Below are 16,976 nucleotides of genomic sequence, written 5' to 3' on the forward strand. Positions count from 1 at the left end.
ACCCCCATCACCGCGAGCCCCGCCAACCCGTCCGTCACCGCCACCCGCATGAACTGGTCCTGGTCCCGGAACTGCCCCCAGTGCGGCACCGCGTCCAGCGCGAGATGCGAGGCGAACCCGAGCGGAAAAGCGACCCAGGGATTGCGTACGGCGGCACCGAGCACCGCACCGGACAGGACATGGTTGGTCACGAGCATGACCCCAGTCTGGCCCATATCCCGGATATCGGGCGCGAATCAGGCACCAGATATTCACTCTCAGGCGTGAACATCGGCCGATTTCACGCCTCGGCCACGACCCGTCAGCGATCCTGAAAACGTGCGCGACCGAATGGACCCGTGCGTTTGAGCGGCTCCGGAAGGAGGTGAAACGGGCCGCGCCTCGCGAGCCCGCAGATGGTCGATCTACGCCCGCGAGCCCTCGGCAGGGATCTTGCAGCTCCGGCCCAGCGGCGGCTCAGAACGGCTCTCGTACGTCGCTGACACCTCCTTTCGATCACGGTCAAGTCGTCCGCGAGAACGTCCGCCCGCCGTCCGTCCGCGCGTTGTACTGCGCAGACGCGCGCGAGCGGACGGACGTCCGCACGGACGAGGACGACTATGCGGCCCGCGCGCCGCGGTGCGGATCGGCGGCGCGCCACCGGCCCCCGAGAGACCTGAACCGCGCGTTCGCCGGCGGCGTGGTTCTGAAGTCGGGCGTAGATCCACGTACGCCGCATTCCAGTCGCCATGATCAACTAAGGGATGGTCAGACCCTCGTCCGGCGCTTCGCGGAGCGCGGCCCAGAGTGCCGATTTCAGGGTCTATCGGCCGCCAAGGTTTCTCTTGGGGCTGCCGGCGCCGGTCGGCGCGCGGAACGCAAGCGCCGATCTGGCGGCAGGCCAGCACATCCAATGTGGATGTGCTGAGGGCGCTTCGTTCCGAAGCCTCGAACCCCCATCCGAGGCTCCGCAAGAGTCTCGGGCATCTTCTCCACCAGAGCAGACCAGCGCAGCAGCGCTGAGGAACAGAACAGGGCGGACCGGCCCCGCGGCCGCGCTCGAGGCGTCCCGTCCTGGTCACGCTCCCGAATTACCGGTGTCATGCTGTGCGTGGTTGTGCTATCTCGCGTTCCTCCGGCGGGTGCCTTGATCCTTGTGGAGTAAGTTCTCGCCCGTTACTGCGACAGCAGGTTCACACCGTCGTGGCTGCGGACTTTCGGGCCGTTCACCTCGTACGCGTCGAACACTCGGACTGCGAAGTCCTCGTTCATGCGTTGCTTGATCTCGTCGGGCTCGAGCCATGCAAAGGCTGCGGTCACCGTGTCAGCCGGGCGCTACGGTGGTTGCCTTCGACCGATTGGGGATGGTGCGGCATGGGATGGGTGTTTCTGATCTTCCGGCTCTACTGGCTGATGATCAAAGGCATGATCTGGCTCATGTGGATGATGATCGCGGTGCCGTTGCGCATGATCGGGAAGGGCGGGCGCCGTCGTCGCCGGACGCAGACGCGGTATTGGACGCATCCCGGCTGCGCTATCCGCCATACCCGCCAGGACACGGCGGCGCGCTGCCGTCTCGGGCGCTGAGAGCGGTTGAGAGCCAGGAATGCAGCAGAGCCCTGGGAGACGTTCCCCAGGGCAACATGAGCAGCGTTCAGATGCAGGCTCGCCCGGACGGGACGCGGCGCCATTCCCCGCCGTCGGGCCGGATCTCAACGCCCTGTGCCTTCACCGGTGCCCACCGGTGGCGACAGCCGTCCAAGGCGGACACGGCAGCGTCAAGGGCCTGGTTCTCGTCCGACGCGGAGTGGACCGTGAACTCCGGGCAGGTCACCCCGGGCGCCGCCTGCCAGCGCACGCGCACCTCCCACCCGCTCATCTCGTTGCGCCCGCCAGGCACACGCAATTGATATCCGCGCAATCTCCAGGCTTGACCTCGAAGTGCGCGGGCAGGTCGTACTTGATCCCGTCGTCGGTGACGCCGTACACCTTCACGTACACGGCGCCGGTGCCCTGCGGCGCGGTCGGGGTTCGGGTCGAAGCGATCTCATCCATGGTCACGTTCCCTGTCAGTCCGTCAGATGTCCGTTTCACCACTTCAGCGCGGCAACTGACGCACTCACAGGTGAAGCTCATATAGGGCGGCCCTATACCGGCCGTGAGTGGCGTAGCTTGGAAGCGTGACCGGCTCTGACGCGCAGCTGTGGGAGCGCCCCGAACTACTCGCGGCGCTGGCGTCCAGCGACTACGGCGCACTGCTGCGCGCCTACCGGAAATGGACCGGCGAGAGTCAGACCGGCGTCGGTATCGCCTGCAACCTCGCTCAGCCGGACGTTTCAGCGATCGAGGCGGGGCGCCGTCAGGTCACGTCAGCCACCGTCCAACAGCGAGTCCTAGACGGGCTCGGCGTCCCCGCTCATCTCCGGCCATCAGCCGCGGTGGTACTCACCGTCCCCGGCGGGGATCTCGACGAAGCCCAAGCCCTCGAGTTGGCCGGCCGCGTCGGAGCGTCCGACGTCGGTTCAACCACGCTTGACCTGCTAGAAGGTGCGTTCGATGACCTCGCCTGCGCCTACTCGACCACCGCACCGCGTGTCCTGGTCGAGCGTCTGCGTACGCACCTGGCGTACGTCTCGCGGCTGCTCGACGGACGGATGACGCTGGCGGAGCACCGTCGGCTGTTGGTCATCGGCGGGTGGCTTTCGCTGCTCGCTGCGACGGTGCACATCGACCTTCAGTCCGACGGCGCGGCGCGTACGCGGCTGCGGACAGCGGACGCACTCGCCGCCGAGGCAAGGCACGCTGAGATCCGGGCGTGGGTGCTCGAAACGCGTGCCTGGCGGGCGGTGACCGAGGGGGATCACGTGTGGGCGGTCGAGCTGGCCGAGCAGGCGCAGGCAATCGCCCCTGAGGGTTCGTCAGCGCGTGTTCAGGCGACGGCGCAGCAGGGGCGGGCGCTCGCGCGCTTGGGGGACGCTGACGAGGTCCATAGGGTCATGGAGCGCGTTGACGTCCTGGTGGCCTCGCGGCCGGTCCCTGAGCGCCAGTCGCACCACTACCGGTATGACCCGAGCAAGTTCACCGCGTACGCCGGAACGACGCTGGCGTGGTTGGGGGATCCGACAGCGGAGGCGTACGCGCGGGACCTGATCGCGTCGCTATCGGTGTGTGAGGGTCTGGGTCCGTGGCCGCGCCGTCTGGCGTCCGCCCGCCTCGACCTGTCGCTGACGCTGCTGAAGTCCGGGGAGCTCGATGAGGCGGCCGACGCGGCTCATAAGGCGATCGTGTCGGGGCATGTAGCGCCGTCGAACTACTGGCGGGCGGCTGAGGTGGTCTACACGGCGGAGGCACGCGGACTGCCGGAAGCACCCGCGCTGCGGGAGGCGTTCACCGCGATGCGCTCCGCTGGCTTGCCGTAAGTACTGGTGTCTCGCTCGCTCGGATGCACTCGCTGACGATGGCGTCACCCCACGTCAGAAACCAAGGTCCGCGCCCCTCAGCCGGTCGTGGTCGAGGGGCGCGGCAGTAGAGCGTCAGGACAGGTGCGTGGGCGGGGCGGGTGCGGAGCCAGGCCCCATCCCAGCGCACGAGCCGGTTGCAAGTGAATTCGCCAGTTCATACGCTTTGGTTACATACCCCGCAACCGTGTCAATGTCCGCATTCATGGTAGAGATCGCGCTCTTGACCGCCTGCTGTGCACTGGTGATCGCGCTCGCTGTAATGGACGGCGGGGCGACGTTGTCCGCCTGCAACGCCTGATCATCCTGCTGAAGCTGCGCGATGTCGTTACGGACCGAGCTGATGTCAGCCGCGGCTGTGTCCTCATCGCCGCCAACCGTGTCCTCATCGCCGCTTACGGTGTCCGCGTCGCCCCCCACCGTATCGACGTCCCCGCAGTCCCCACTACCGGCCTGCGTCGCGTCGTGCTGCTCGGCCTTGAGGTCGTTGTCAGCGCCGGTGATATCGCTGCTGGTGCCGCTGACGTCGCCGTTCATCCCTTGAACGTCGCTCGCGAGGTTGGCGATGGCATTCTGCGCAGCGGAATAGTCAGCCGCGTCCTGGGACTGCTGGGCTGCCGCCGCTGCGCTCTGAGACTCCGCTGCGGCTGCTGCGGCGGAGGCTGACTGCTGCCCCTGCACGATCCCCCCTTCGGCGGTCGTGTCCTCGACGGCTCCGCCGGCCTGGAGATCTTGGCACACCTGCTGACCGTAGAACTGACTGCCGCTGTCCATCACGGTCGCCGTGCCAGCGTTCGGGACGTCCATCACGCACGAGAGGCTGAGCGAGAGGTTCTGTGTTTCGGCCTGCCAGAACCCGCCGAGATTCTTCGCGAGGTCCTGTCCGAACTGCTGGCAGGTCGAGGCGTCGGCACCGTCACCGGCGAGCGTAATCTGTACGTTGTCGCCGGACCGGCCGATCGTGCAGCTGCCACCGTCGTTATCCTCGTTGGCGGCGGCAACCGGCGAAGCGCTCGGCATGCTCGTTGGCCCGAGCAGAGGAGAAGTGCTACTCGCCTTCGTCGTGCCGCCGCTGAACGCGGCGTACATGCCGAACCCGGCACCAGTCGCGATCACCAGCGAGCCGGTCATGATGATCACGGCGCCCTTACGGCCGTCCAGAGGTATCCGCACGTTCGTCCTTCCTCATTCCGCGTAGGGGTTGCGCCTCGCGTCGGCAGTGTCGCAGACCTGGCCTCAAGATGGGCTACGGCGCCCTCAAAACGAAGTGCTCACTGCAGAGCACGCGAGTGGTCGAGCTCTGCCCGAAGTCCTAGAGCTCAAGCTCCTTGGCTGGAGTCAATAGCGCGGAATAGCGCCACTCCTCGTCGCCGATTGCGGCCGTGATGCTGATGAGACATGGACGACCGTCGTTAGGCGAACCCCACCCGAACATGCCTGGGGGATTCGTGCCCGCCTGCTTGGCCAGAGCCCACCGGGTCACGACCCCGCGCGGCAGCGGTCCGCGCGCCACTACGGTACGTCCAAACTCGTCCGCATTATCAACCCCTTGCTTGAACCGCCATGGCCCTACAATTTCGCGGCCCACGTCAACCTCGCCGTCATCGGCCGCGGAGTGAATCTCCACCGAGATGGTGCCTATCAGTTCAGTCTCGGACTCATGGCGGTGCCGGATCAGGAGCTCGCCGGCTTGGAAGTTGCCCACTGGGATAAAGATCGCCACCCCGAGCTTTGGTCGTCGGCGGTCATGCAGAACGGCCGCTGCTGCCTGCTCCTCGATGTCGTTCGCCCGCGCCGTCTGTACTGCGAGCAGCCGAGTCTGCTCCGTCAGCGCGTCGGTCGCCTTCCATAGCTTCTTACCGAACGCCGCCACGAACACGGTTGCGATGCCACCGGCTGCCCCTCCGATTGCAGCGCAGACCTGCCCCGCGTCTCCCCAGAAATCCATGGGCCGCAGGGTACCGGTCATGCGATGGCCAGTTGCCCCGCGCCGTATGTGTGCGTGGGAGGGACGCTGAGTGGGTGCCAGCTCTGCTGGCCTGACCCTCGTTGAGTTCTGCATCATAAAGCAGGCGGCCGTCTCGCCCACTACGCCATATGAGGCTATGCAACGCGGCGCTGCGGCACTTATGGCCACGCCGGGGGTTCCCGCCCAAGACCCAAATGGATCGGGCATGCCGCCCCCGCGTTCACGTACCGGACCTATATCCATTCGCGGCCGGATGATCTCGGCGAGGCGCGTGATGCTCTCGACCGCAAGGCTCCGTGAGCCTGGCCCGCCTCAGTGCCAACGTGACATCCGGTGACACGGAACGGCCTGACTGATCCTCACAGATCAGTCGATTGACAAAATCCCCCCCGACCTGCGGGGGAGGAATTTTTTCTTGTGGAGCCAAAAGGATTCGAACCCCTGACCCTGCATTTTCGGCTTCAGTTCTGTTCGCCCAGGTACGCCTACGCCAGTGTCCGTGGACGTACTTCTACTGGATCCACCTGACTGGATGGACAGTAAAGGACCTCGACGGACACTGGCTGCCTGAGCTATCTCCTCGTGGACCGGAAAAAGCGCGCCTGCGTCGCGTTCACCGAACCCAACGGCGCCCGCTACCTGACGCGGCGTGAGGTTCCGTTCGGCGAGCCCGTCACGCGGCCGCGCCGCACCGGCCCTCCGTGGGCGGCGCGGCGCGGCGGCCCGCTCACCCGTCGAAGCGGTCGAACTCCAGCACGCGCAGGACGGCGCGGCCTGCGGCGTCGGAGGCGGGGAGGTCGACTTCGGCGCGCAGGTGCCAGTCGTGGTTGCCGGCGGGGTCGTCGAGGATCTGCCTCACCTTCCAGGCTGTCGGGCCTTCCTCGATCTGGAAGAGCTTCGGGCCGCGGGCGTCTGGGCCGGTGCCGAGTTCCTCGTGTTCGTCGAAGTAGTCGCCGACGGCTTCGTCCCAGTCCTCGAACAGCCACGGGCCGTCCCAGGTGTCGGTGTGTTCGAGGCCTTCCGCGTCCTCGGCGTCGAGGGCGACGAGGCCGGCGACGTCGTCGCGGGCGGCGAGTTCGACGCGGCGGAACATCGCGTTGCGGACCAGGACGCGGAAGGCGCGGCGGTTGCCGGTGACCGGGGGCGGGGTGTCGTCCAGGGCGGCCTGGGCGGCGGCGTGGGCCTCGGGGTTGCGCAGGGCCTCCCACTCGTCGACCAGGCTGGAGTCGATCTGGCGGACGGTCTCGCCGAGCCACTCGATCAGGTCGACCAGGTCGTCGCGCTTGACCGACTCCGGAATGGTGTGGTCCAGGGTGCGGTACGCGTCGGCCAGGTAGCGCAGCACGATGCCCTCGACCCGGGCCAGGTCGTACGCGGCGATGTAGTCGGCGAAGGTCATCGCCTGCTCGTACATCTCGCGCACCACCGACTTGGGGCTCACCGGGTGGTCGCCGATCCACGGGTGGGCCCGGCGGTAGGTGTCGTAGGCGTGGCCGAGCTGCTCCTCGAGCGGCTTGGGGTAGCTGATCTCGCTGACCCGCTCCATCCGCTCCCCGTACTCGATCCCGGACGCCTTCATCTCCGCGATGGCCTCGCCGCGCGCCTTCTTCTCCTGCGCCATCAGGATCTGGCGCGGGTCGTCCAGGATCGCCTCGATGATGGAGAGCAGGTCCAGCGAGTACGAGGGGGACTCCGGGTCGAGCAGGTCGAACGCGGCCAACGCGAAGGTGGACAGCGCCTGGTTGAGCGCGAAGTCCTGCTGCAGGTCCACCGTGAGCCGCACGATCCGCCCGGTCTCGTCCGGGGTCTCGAGCCGCTCGACCACGCCCGCGTCCAGCAGCGAGCGGTAGATGGCGATGGCGCGGTGGATGTGCCGGCGCTGGGCCGCGGCGGGCTCGTGATTGTCCGTCAGCAGCTTGCGCATCGCGTCGAAGGCGTTGCCGGGGCGGGCGATGATCGACAGCAGCATCGCGTGGGTGACCTGGAAACGGGAGACCAACTGCTCGGGCTCGGCCTCGATCAGCTTCTCGAAGGTCTGCTCGCTCCAGTTGACGAAGCCCTCCGGCGGCTTCTTGCGGGCGTAGCCGCGCCGTCGCTTCGGGTCGTCGCCGATCTTGGCCAGGGCCCGCTCGTTCTCGATGACGTGGTCCGGGGCCTGGGCCGCGACGTAGCCGATGGTGTCGAACCCGGCCCGCCCGGCCCGGCCGGCGATCTGGTGGAACTCGCGGGCGCGCAGCAGCCGGGAGCGGCGGCCGTCGTACTTGGACAGGGCGGTGAACAGCACCGTGCGGATGGGCACGTTCACGCCCACGCCGAGGGTGTCGGTGCCGCAGATGACCTTGAGCAGGCCGGCCTGGGCGAGCCGCTCGACCAGGCGCCGGTACTTCGGCAGCATGCCGGCGTGGTGCACGCCGATGCCGTGCCGGATGAACCGGGACAGGGTGCGCCCGAAGCGGGTGGTGAAGCGGAAGCCGCCGAGCAGCTCGGCGATGGCGTCCTTCTCCGCCCGCGAGCAGACGTTCAGGCTCATCAGCGACTGGGCCCGCTCCACCGCCGCGGCCTGGGTGAAGTGCACGATGTAGACCGGCGCCTGGCCGCCCTCGAGCAGCTCCTGCACCGTCTCGTGCAGCGGGGTCATCCGGTACGAGTAGGACAGCGGGACCGGGCGCTCGGCCGAGCGCACCGTGACGGTGTCGCGGCCGGTGCGGCGCTTGAGGTCGCCCTCGAACCGCTCGACGTCGCCGAGGGTGGCCGACATGAGCAGGAACTGGGTCTGCGGCAGCTCGAGCAGCGGGATCTGCCAGGCCCAGCCGCGGTCCGGGTCGGCGTAGAAGTGGAACTCGTCCATGACCACGAGCCCGGCCTCGGCCTGCGCGCCGTCCCGCAGCGCGATGTTGGCCAGCACCTCGGCGGTGCAGCAGATGATCGGGGCGCCCGGGTTGACCGAGGCGTCGCCGGTCATCATGCCCACGTGCGCGGAGCCGAAGGCCGCGCACAGGTCGAAGAACTTCTCCGACACCAGTGCCTTGATCGGGGCGGTGTAGAAGGCGCGCTCGCCCCGGGCGAACGCGGCGAACACGCCGCCGGCGGCCACCAGGGACTTGCCCGACCCGGTGGGGGTGGCCAGGATGACGTTGTCCCCTGCCACCAGCTCGATCAGGGCCTCTTGCTGCGCCGGGTAGAGGCCGATGCCGCCGGCCGCCACCCATGCCTCGAAGGCCGCGTAGAGGGAATCCGGGTCGGTGGTGTCCGGCAGATGGTCGAAGAGGTTCACCGGCACATCATCTCAGGTCGTCGTCTTCCGTACGCCAAGGTGGGAAGGGTAGCCTTGGCGCCCATGGTGCTGAAAAGGCTGCTGCCCGGACGACGGTCCGACTCCTCGACGAACTCCGCCCCCGTGACCGCCGAGCAGCTCGCCGCGGCCTGGGAGACGCTGACCACGGCCTCGACCTCGGCCACGTGGAAGTGCCGGCATGCGAACGGCTCGGTGCTGGCCGAGGGGACGGTGGACTTCTCCGCGCGCGAGTCCCGCGCCACGGTGATCCGCGGCCGGGCCACCTACGAGTATCTGCGCCGCGGGTCCACCGCCTTCCGCGCGCCGGTCCAGGAGGACCAGGACGCGGACGTGGAGCCGAGCTGGGAGTACGCCTCGGAGACGGACGCGTGCGGAATCCACGCCTACGCGATACCCGAGGTCATCGCGGCCGCGGTGCGCGCGGCGGGGGCGCCGGTGCAGGGGCGGACCGAGGAGTTCGACGAGAAGAAGCTGACCGTGGTCACGGTCACGGTCAAGCCCAAGCCGTCCGACGCGGACGGCCGCCTGGCCCGGCTGGCCCGGCAGCTGCGCGACCACGGCGCGACCGCGCTGCTGGTGAGCGCGCTGGTGGACCCGAACGCCTGGGACGACGAGTCGGACGAGCCGATCGGCACGAAGATCGAGCGGCTGCGGCTCGAACTGCAGCACTGGACTCCGGCGGACAACCCGATGGATGACCACAGCGTCACGGTGGACCTGTTCGACCTGAACGAGCCGGTGGACATCACGGTGCCGGACGAGTCCGCGGCCGAGCGGCGGCGTACCGCCCGCGGCTGCGCCGACCTCGCGCTTTTCTAAGCCGGCTTGCCTCGTCGGCCCCGGCCGGCGGTGCCCGCGTACGTTTCACGGATCGGGCACGGTCCGCGTCCGTCCGCGGCCTTCCCGCGTGCCCCGGGGCGATGCGGGGCCGGGTGTCGTTGGATCTTCGATAATCTGACGGCGTGCACACAGCCCCCGGAACCGGGCGAGACCGGGCCCTGACAGCGAACGGTGTGGTGGACAGGTGACGATGACAGAGGCGCAACTGCCGCCACGGGCCCGGGTCGCGGTCGCGGCCGGGCGGTTGACCGGGGCGGTCTCGCGGGCCGCGGGCCGCGGCTCGGGCGCCGTGGTGGGCGGCCGGGTGGCGCTGCGGCTCGACCCGGAGCTGCTGCGGCGGCTCACGGCCGGGCGCGCGTGTGTGCTGATCTCGGCGACCAACGGCAAGACCACGACGACCCGGCTGGTGGCCGAGGCGCTGCGGGCCAAGGGCCCGGTGGCCTCGAACGCGCTGGGCGCGAACATGCCGGCCGGGATCACCGCCGCGATGGCGCAGGACCGCACCGCGAAGTTCGCGGTGATAGAGGTGGACGAGAAGTACCTGCCGGGGGTGGCCGAGCAGACCGCGCCGGCCGCGATCGCGCTGCTCAACCTCTCCCGCGACCAGCTCGACCGGGCGGCCGAGACCCGGATGCTGGCGCAGCGCTGGCGCGACGGCCTCGCCGGGACCGCGGCCACGGTGATCGCGAACGCGGACGATCCGCTGGTGGTGTGGGCGGCCGGCCGGGTGGAGCGGGTCGTGTGGGTGGCGGTGGGCCAGAGCTGGAAGGACGACGCCTGGTCCTGCCCGCAGTGCGGCGGCGTGCTGCACCTGGACCACGCGGACTGGCGCTGCGGCTCGTGCGACATGCGTCGGCCGACCCCGCAGTGGTCCCTGGACGGCGAGGAGCTGGTGGCGCCGGACGGCACCCGGGTCGGACTCGGCGGCCTGCGGCTGCCGGGCCGGGCGAACCGGGCCAACGCGGTCAGCGCGGCCGCGGTGGCGGCGGTGTTCGGAGTCGAGGCGCCGACCGCGATAGGGCGGATGGAGCACGTCACGGCCGTGGCCGGGCGGTATGACACGGTGTCGTACCGCGGCAGGACCCTGCGACTGCTGCTGGCGAAGAACCCGGCGGGCTGGCTGGAGACCTTCGACCTGGTCGCCCCGCCCGACACCGCGCCGAAGGGGCCGGTACTGCTGTCCGTCAACGCCCTGTCGGCCGACGGCACGGACACCTCGTGGCTGTGGGACGTGGACTACACCCGGCTGGTCGGCCACCACGTGCTGGTGATCGGGCAGCGGCGGCTGGACCTGGCCGTGCGGCTGCAGGTGGCCGGGGTCGAGTTCGAGGTCTTCGACACGGCGGAGGCCGCGGTGGACGCCGCGCCCGCGGGCGAGATCGAGGTCATCGCCAACTACACCGCCTTCCAGCAACTGCGACAGAAAGTCGGATCCTGACATGGCCGGGCAGAGCGCGCTGCGCGTGGTCTGGATCTACCCTGACCTGCTCTCCACCTACGGGGACCAGGGCAACGCACTGATCATGGCGTACCGGGCGAGGCTGCGCGGGCACGAGGTGGAGCGGGTGGACGTGCGCAGCGACCAGCCGATCCCGGCGCAGGGCGACGTGTACCTGATCGGCGGCGGCGAGGACCGCCCGCAGCGGCTCGCGGCCGAGCGCCTGCTCAAGGACGACGGGCTGGCCCGGGGTCTGGAGGCGGGCGGCGCGGCGCTGGCCGTGTGCGCGGGCTTCCAGCTGTTCGGGCACTCCTTCTACGACGACGAGAAGGGCACCCAGCCGGGCCTCGGCCTGCTGGACGTGACCTCGGTGCGCGGCACCGTGCGCTGCGTCGGCGAGGTGACGGCCGAGGTGGACGAGGCCCTGACCGTGGGCGGGCGCCCGCTGCCCCGGCTGACCGGCTTCGAGAACCACATGGGCACCACCCAGGTCGGCCCCGGCGCCCGCCCGCTGGCCCGCGTCCGCAGCGGCAACGGCAACGGCGCCGGCTCGGGCGTCGACGGCGCCCACCAGGGCCGCATCGTCGGCACCTACCTGCACGGCCCGGTCCTCGCCCGCAACCCCGCCCTCGCCGACCTGATCCTCGGCTGGGTCGACGGCAACCCCGCCCCCACTCCGGCCGAAGACCTCTGGCACGACCGCCTGCGCGCCGAGCGCCTCGCCGCGGTCGGCGGCTGAGGCCTCGGGGTCCTCGAACCCTGTGATCCTCACGTAGAGAGCAACACGGAACCGGCCGGACGCCTTGGCGCCCGGCCGGTTGCGTGTTCTTGGGGGAAGCGGCTCGGGGCTGGTCGGCCGCCGCGGGTCAGCCGCGCACCGCAGCCACGCACTCGTCGTACAGGTCCATGATTTCACCCTTGCCGTCGTTGGCGACCCACGTGATCGATGCGGCATCCAGGCACGCGAACGCCGTCGCGATCAGCGCGCGGGCCTTCGCGCCCTCGTTGCCGGCCGCCGGGTCCATCCGGGCCTCGATGAGCGGCAGCAGGTTCTCCTGGAACCGCAGTCGCTTTTCGAGCCAACCGGCATGCAGCGAGGCGGTGTTGTGCAGGAGGCGGAACCGCTCCAGGGCCTGTTCGCGGCTGTCGTGCAAGTCCAGCACGGCGGCAACCCCCGCGCGCAGGGCCTCCCAGACGCCGGCATCGGCGTGCTGTTCGCTGATCGTGTCCATCAGGACCTGCCCGAACCGGTCCTGGCCGCCGCCGAGAAGGTCCTCCTTGGCGCCGAAGTAGCGGAAGAGGGTGCGCTGGGAGACGCCGGCCTCCCGGGCGATCTGGGCGATGGTCGTCTCGTCGTAGCCCTGCTCGGTGAACAGGCGCAGCGCCGTCTCGAGGATCTCCTGGGAAGCCAGCTGCCGGGTCCGGTCCCACAGTGTGGTCGGTGCGCCCGTCGCCGGCTTGGCTTCCTGCTTCATGCCGACAGACTAGCCCAGCACTGCCAAGTCGACAGTCACATCATGGTTGGCAGTCACTGCCAGGTTGGCGTACGCTGCCAGAGTGGTGACGCGGCATCGCCCACGGACCCACGGGCAGCCGCTCACCCCCGCCCCTGCTCGGAAGCACGCAAAAGGAGCGCATCATGCCCGCACGCACAGCTCTGATCACCGGTGGAACCAGCGGCATCGGCAAAGCGACCGCCGAACTACTCCACTCCCGCGGCTACCGCCTCATGGTCACCGGCCTCGACAACGTCGCCGACGCCGGACTTCCCGAAGGCGTCACGGCCGTCCGGGCCGACGCACGGTCCCTGCCGGACATCGACGCGGCGGTGGACCAGGCGCGCCGGCGACTCGGCTCCCTCGACCTGTTCTTCCTCAACGCGGGCGTCTCCCGCCCCGGCCCGATCGAATCAACCGACGAAGACGCCTTCGACGCCTTGTTCGACATCAACGTCAAGGGGAACTTCTTCACCCTGCAAAAGGCGCTGCCGCTCCTGAACGAGGGCGCCTCGGTCGTGTTCACCGTGGGCGCCGCCGAAGTGCTCGGGGCCGCGATGACAGCCGCCAAGGGCGCTCTGCTGCCCCTCATGCGGTCCCTCGCGCTCGAACTCGCCCCCCGCCGCATCCGCGTCAACGCGGTCAGCCCGGGAATGATCGACACCCCGGTCTACCGCAAGATGGGTGTCTCCCAGGACATGATCGACTCCTGGGCCCGGGACGTCCCGCTCGGCCGCGTCGGCGCTCCCGCCGACATCGCCGAAGCCGTGGCCTTCCTCGCCTCGGACGCCGCCGGCTACATCACCGGCGACAACCTCACCGTCTCCGGCGGCATCGGTGTCCACTCCAACGCCTGACCGGCAAACCGGCTCAGCCCGCCGACCCGTCTACTCCGCCAGCGCGTAACACGCCACCGCAGCGGCGGCCGCGACGTTGAGCGAGTCGACGCCGGCGGCCATGGGGATGCGGACCTTGAGGTCGCAGGCGGCGAAGGCCTTGGCGGTGAGGCCGTCGCCTTCGGAGCCGAGGAAGAGGGCGGCCTTCTGGTCCGGGGCCAGGCGTAGGGCGCGCAGGTCCACGGCGTCCTCGGCGGGGGTGAGGGCGATGCGGCGGTAGCCGTGGGCGGAGAGCAGGTCCAGGGCCTGGGGCCAGGGCTCGAGCTTGGTCCACGGGACGGCGAAGACGGTGCCCATGGAGACGCGCACGGAGCGGCGGTAGAGCGGGTCGGCGCAGTCGGGGGCGAGCAGGACGGCGTCCATGCCGAGGCCGGCCGCGCCGCGGAAGATGGCGCCGACGTTGGTGTGGTTGTTGACGCCTTCGAGTACGACGATGCGGCGGGCGCTCTCGAGGATCTTCTCGGCCTCGGGCAGCGGGGTGCGGGCCATCGCAGCCAGGGCGCCGCGGTGCACGTGGAAGCCGGTGATCTGCTCGAGCAGGGCGGGCTCGCCGACGTACGCGGTGGCTCCGGTGGCCTCGAGCAGCGGCGTCATCAGCGGCAGCCACTTGTCCGACATCAGCATCGAGCGCATCGGGTAGCCGGCGTCCACGGCGCGCCGGATCACCTTCTCCCCCTCGGCGATGAACAGGCCGCGCTCCGGCTCGGTGCGCTTGCGCAGCTCCATGTCGGTCAGCGCCTGGTAGTCGGTCAGGCGGGGGTCGGCCGGATCCTCGATCCGCACCAGCTGGTCTTCGATGCTTGCCACCGCACGAGCGTAACCGGTTTGCCCCGTCCGCCCTGCACACACGATGTTCACCGGGTATACAGAATTCAACGGCACCGACCGGTGGCACTGAGGGCGTTCGGGCCGGTAGACCTGTGGACGGGCGCACCGGCCCGTTACCCGGGCAAGCCGCACCGCCAGCCGAAGGGAGGGTCGCCGTGGCCGCACCGCGCCTGTTCCCGAGCAGCGGGGCCTGGCGCATCCGGGCCGTGCGGCCGGCCGACGCGCTGGTGCTGTTCGGGCTGTTCGCGCTGCTGGTGGGCCTGCTCGAGCTGGTGCCCTCGCTGGCCAGCCCGTTCCAGCCGGAGCACGGCACGGCGGCGATCTCCACCGACCCGTCGCAGATCCCGTACTACGCCGTACGTTCCCTGCTGCGGATGTTCATCGCGCTGGCCCTGTCCGTGGTGTTCACCTTCGTCTACGCCACCGCGGCGGCCCGGCTGCCGCGGGCGGAGAAGATCCTGCTGCCGATCCTCGACGTGCTCCAGTCGGTGCCCGTGCTCGGCTTCCTGACCATCGTGGCGAGCACCCTGGTGGCCCTGTTCCCCGGCTCCGAGCTGGGGCTCGAGTGCGCCTCGATCTTCGCCATCTTCACCTCCATGGCCTGGAACCTCACCTTCGCCTTCCACGCCTCGCTGGTCAGCCAGCCGCGCGAGCTGGACGAGGCGGCGCGGGTGCTGCGGCTGACGAAGTGGCAGCGGTTCTGGAAGCTGGACGTGCCCTCCGGGACCATCCCGATGATCTGGAACGGGATGATGTCCTTCGGCGGGGCCTGGTTCTTCCTGACCGCCTCCGAGGCGATCACCGTCGGCGGGCACGCGTACGTGCTGCCGGGGATGGGCAGCTACGTGGCCGCGGCCTCGGACCAGAACGACCTGGGCGCGATCGGCTGGGCGATCGCCGCGATGATCGTCATGGTGGTCGGGGTCAACTTCCTGTTCTGGCGGCCGCTGGTGGCCTGGGCCGAGCGGTTCCGGGTCGGGGACTCGGCCACTGCGGACCGGCCGCGCAGCCTGGTGCTCGACCTGATCCGCCGCTCCCAGATCGACGACTGGGCCGCGCGGCCGCTGCGTCCGGCCGGGCGGCTGCTCGACCGGGCCACCCGGCCCTTCGGCCTGGCCGAGCACCCGCTGCGCAAGCCGGCCGTGCGCCAGCGCACCGGGGACGTGCTGTTCGCCGCGGCGGTCGCGCTCGCGGTGGCGTACGGGGTGTGGGAGGCGCTGGCCTACATCCACCGCTCGGTGGGCTTCGGGCAGTTCGGCACGGCCTTCGGGTACGGCGCGCTGACCTTCCTGCGGGTGGTGGCGGTGCTCATCGGCTCGACGCTGCTGTGGGTGCCGGTGGGCGTGTGGATCGGGATGAACCCGCGCGTCTCGCGACTGGCGCAGCCGCTGGTGCAGGTGGCCGCGTCGTTCCCGGCGAACTTCCTCTACCCCTTCCTGATGGCGCTGTTCATCGCGCTCGGCATCGGCCTCGGCTTCGGCGGCGTGGTGCTGATGGCGATGGGCGCCCAGTGGTACATCCTGTTCAACGTGGTCGCGGGCGCCTCCACCGTCCCGAACGACCTGCGCGAGGCGATGCGGGTGCTGGGCGTGCGCGGGTGGCTGCGGTGGCGGGTGCTGATCCTGCCCGCGATCTTCCCGGCGTACGTCACCGGCGGGATCACCGCGGCCGGCGGGGCCTGGAACGCCTCGATCGTGGCCGAGTACGTGACCTACGACCACCGGACCGTGCAGGCCAGGGGGCTCGGCGCGTACATCAGCGCGGCGGCCGCGGCCGGGGACACGGCCAAGGTGGTGGTGGGCGTGATCGCGATGTCCGTCTACGTCGTCCTGGTCAACCGCTTCTTCTGGCGGCGGCTGTACCGGCTGGCCGAGCGCCGGTTCTCCGGCTGAGGGAGGTACACCGGATGACGACGGGCGCGACGGGCGCGACGGCGAGGCGCGGGACCCCGCAGGGTACGCCGCTGATCACGGTCGAGGGCGTGACCAAGACCTTTCCCACCCCGGACGGCGAGGAGCTGTTCGTCCTCGACGACATCGACCTGGCGCTGTACCCGGGCGAGATCGTGGCGCTGCTGGGCAAGTCCGGCTCGGGCAAGTCCACCCTGCTGCGCTGCATCGCCGGGCTGATCGCGCCGTCCTCGGGGGTGGTGGCCTACCGCGGGACGCCGCTGAACGGGGCCAACCCGGGCGTGGCGATGGTCTTCCAGAGCTTCGCGCTGCTGCCCTGGCTGACGGTGCAGCAGAACGTGGAGCTCGGGCTGCGGGCGCGCGGGGTGCCGGAGCGGGAGCGGCGGGAGCGGGCGCTGAAGGCGATCGACGTGATCGGGCTGGACGGGTTCGAGGCGGCGTATCCGAAGGAGCTGTCCGGCGGCATGCGCCAGCGGGTCGGCTTCGCCCGGGCGCTGGTGCTCGAGCCGGACGCGCTGCTGATGGACGAGCCGTTCTCGGCGCTCGACGTGCTGACGGCGGAGAACCTGCGCAACGAGATCGTCCGGCTGTGGGACTCGGCCGAGGCCGCGTCGCTCAACCAGTCGCTGCTGATCGTGACGCACAACATCGAGGAGGCCGTGCTGCTGGCGGACCGGATCATGGTGCTCTCCTCGAACCCGGGCCGGATCAAGGCCGAGCTGACGGTGCCCCAGGCCCGGCCGAGGGACCGGCGCAGCGCCGCGTTCGAGGCGCTGGTGGACCAGGTCTACGGGATCCTGGCCGGGCGCGAGGAGCCGGAGGCGGGCGCCGTCCCGGTCCCGGCGGGCGGGGCGCGCGGTGCGGGCG

General features: G+C 70.0%; 15 protein-coding genes and 1 pseudogene. 8 read left to right on the top strand and 8 right to left on the bottom strand.

From position 1 onward, the window contains the following. Nucleotides 1-197 (bottom strand): annotated as a pseudogene (locus KDL01_RS29065) (hypothetical protein); the annotation flags it as partial. A gap of 958 nt (nucleotides 198-1,155) precedes the next feature. Next, complete coding sequence (locus KDL01_RS29070) at nucleotides 1,156-1,299, bottom strand: hypothetical protein (RefSeq protein ID WP_212531834.1); 144 nt, start codon at nucleotides 1,297-1,299, stop codon at nucleotides 1,156-1,158. A 54-nt stretch (nucleotides 1,300-1,353) separates the two neighbouring features. Between KDL01_RS29070 and KDL01_RS29075 the strand changes: the two genes are divergently transcribed. After that, nucleotides 1,354-1,566, top strand: coding sequence for a hypothetical protein (locus KDL01_RS29075; protein ID WP_212531835.1), 213 nt, complete (start codon nucleotides 1,354-1,356; stop codon nucleotides 1,564-1,566). A gap of 288 nt (nucleotides 1,567-1,854) precedes the next feature. Here KDL01_RS29075 and KDL01_RS29080 read toward each other — a convergent pair whose 3' ends face one another. After that, nucleotides 1,855-2,034 carry a hypothetical protein gene (locus KDL01_RS29080; protein WP_212531836.1) on the bottom strand — a complete coding sequence of 60 codons (180 nt, stop codon included), beginning with the start codon at nucleotides 2,032-2,034 and terminating at the stop codon, nucleotides 1,855-1,857. A 125-nt stretch (nucleotides 2,035-2,159) separates the two neighbouring features. Here KDL01_RS29080 and KDL01_RS29085 point away from each other — a divergent pair, with 125 nt between their 5' ends. Beyond that, the gene (locus tag KDL01_RS29085; RefSeq protein ID WP_212531837.1) at nucleotides 2,160-3,398 is read left to right on the top strand and encodes a helix-turn-helix domain-containing protein; all 1,239 of its coding nucleotides are present in this window, start codon (nucleotides 2,160-2,162) and stop codon (nucleotides 3,396-3,398) included. A 114-nt stretch (nucleotides 3,399-3,512) separates the two neighbouring features. Here KDL01_RS29085 and KDL01_RS29090 read toward each other — a convergent pair whose 3' ends face one another. The 3 genes from KDL01_RS29090 to KDL01_RS29100 all read right to left on the bottom strand — a co-directional run bounded on the left by KDL01_RS29090 (nucleotide 3,513) and on the right by KDL01_RS29100 (nucleotide 8,680). Beyond that, nucleotides 3,513-4,610: a hypothetical protein gene (locus tag KDL01_RS29090; RefSeq protein WP_212531838.1), complete on the bottom strand. Its 1,098-nt coding sequence runs from the start codon at nucleotides 4,608-4,610 to the stop codon at nucleotides 3,513-3,515. Between the two features lie 139 nt (nucleotides 4,611-4,749). Beyond that, nucleotides 4,750-5,385, bottom strand: a complete 636-nt coding sequence (locus KDL01_RS29095) for a hypothetical protein (protein WP_212531839.1) — start codon at nucleotides 5,383-5,385, stop codon at nucleotides 4,750-4,752. Between the two features lie 748 nt (nucleotides 5,386-6,133). Then, nucleotides 6,134-8,680 (bottom strand): DEAD/DEAH box helicase, encoded by a 2,547-nt coding sequence (locus KDL01_RS29100; RefSeq protein WP_307846655.1) that lies wholly within the window; start codon nucleotides 8,678-8,680, stop codon nucleotides 6,134-6,136. A 63-nt stretch (nucleotides 8,681-8,743) separates the two neighbouring features. On the opposite strand from KDL01_RS29100, the gene KDL01_RS29105 reads away from it, so the two are divergent. From KDL01_RS29105 to KDL01_RS29115, 3 genes are all read left to right on the top strand, one after another. Next, complete coding sequence (locus KDL01_RS29105) at nucleotides 8,744-9,520, top strand: hypothetical protein (RefSeq protein WP_212531841.1); 777 nt, start codon at nucleotides 8,744-8,746, stop codon at nucleotides 9,518-9,520. A 211-nt stretch (nucleotides 9,521-9,731) separates the two neighbouring features. Beyond that, on the top strand, nucleotides 9,732-10,979 hold the full coding sequence (locus KDL01_RS29110) for a Mur ligase family protein (RefSeq protein ID WP_212531842.1): 1,248 nt from the start codon (nucleotides 9,732-9,734) through the stop codon (nucleotides 10,977-10,979). A 1-nt stretch (nucleotide 10,980) separates the two neighbouring features. Further along, nucleotides 10,981-11,718, top strand: coding sequence for a type 1 glutamine amidotransferase (locus KDL01_RS29115; protein ID WP_212531843.1), 738 nt, complete (start codon nucleotides 10,981-10,983; stop codon nucleotides 11,716-11,718). Between the two features lie 127 nt (nucleotides 11,719-11,845). Here KDL01_RS29115 and KDL01_RS29120 read toward each other — a convergent pair whose 3' ends face one another. Further along, nucleotides 11,846-12,454, bottom strand: coding sequence for a TetR/AcrR family transcriptional regulator (locus tag KDL01_RS29120; protein WP_212531844.1), 609 nt, complete (start codon nucleotides 12,452-12,454; stop codon nucleotides 11,846-11,848). A gap of 164 nt (nucleotides 12,455-12,618) precedes the next feature. On the opposite strand from KDL01_RS29120, the gene KDL01_RS29125 reads away from it, so the two are divergent. After that, entirely contained in the window at nucleotides 12,619-13,332 is a 714-nt protein-coding gene (locus KDL01_RS29125) for an SDR family NAD(P)-dependent oxidoreductase (protein WP_212531845.1), read from the top strand. A gap of 30 nt (nucleotides 13,333-13,362) precedes the next feature. On the opposite strand, the gene KDL01_RS29130 is transcribed toward KDL01_RS29125, so the two are convergent. Beyond that, nucleotides 13,363-14,178, bottom strand: coding sequence for a TrmH family RNA methyltransferase (locus tag KDL01_RS29130; RefSeq protein ID WP_307846658.1), 816 nt, complete (start codon nucleotides 14,176-14,178; stop codon nucleotides 13,363-13,365). A 176-nt stretch (nucleotides 14,179-14,354) separates the two neighbouring features. On the opposite strand from KDL01_RS29130, the gene KDL01_RS29135 reads away from it, so the two are divergent. Both KDL01_RS29135 and KDL01_RS29140 read left to right on the top strand, forming a co-directional pair. After that, nucleotides 14,355-16,091 (top strand): ABC transporter permease, encoded by a 1,737-nt coding sequence (locus tag KDL01_RS29135; RefSeq protein ID WP_212531846.1) that lies wholly within the window; start codon nucleotides 14,355-14,357, stop codon nucleotides 16,089-16,091. Between the two features lie 14 nt (nucleotides 16,092-16,105). After that, on the top strand, nucleotides 16,106-16,976 hold an 871-nt coding region (locus KDL01_RS29140; RefSeq protein WP_212531847.1), incomplete at its 3' end, for an ABC transporter ATP-binding protein.

Source organism: Actinospica durhamensis, assembly GCF_018139695.1.
GTDB classification, from domain to species: Bacteria; Actinomycetota; Actinomycetes; order Streptomycetales; family Catenulisporaceae; genus Actinospica; species Actinospica durhamensis.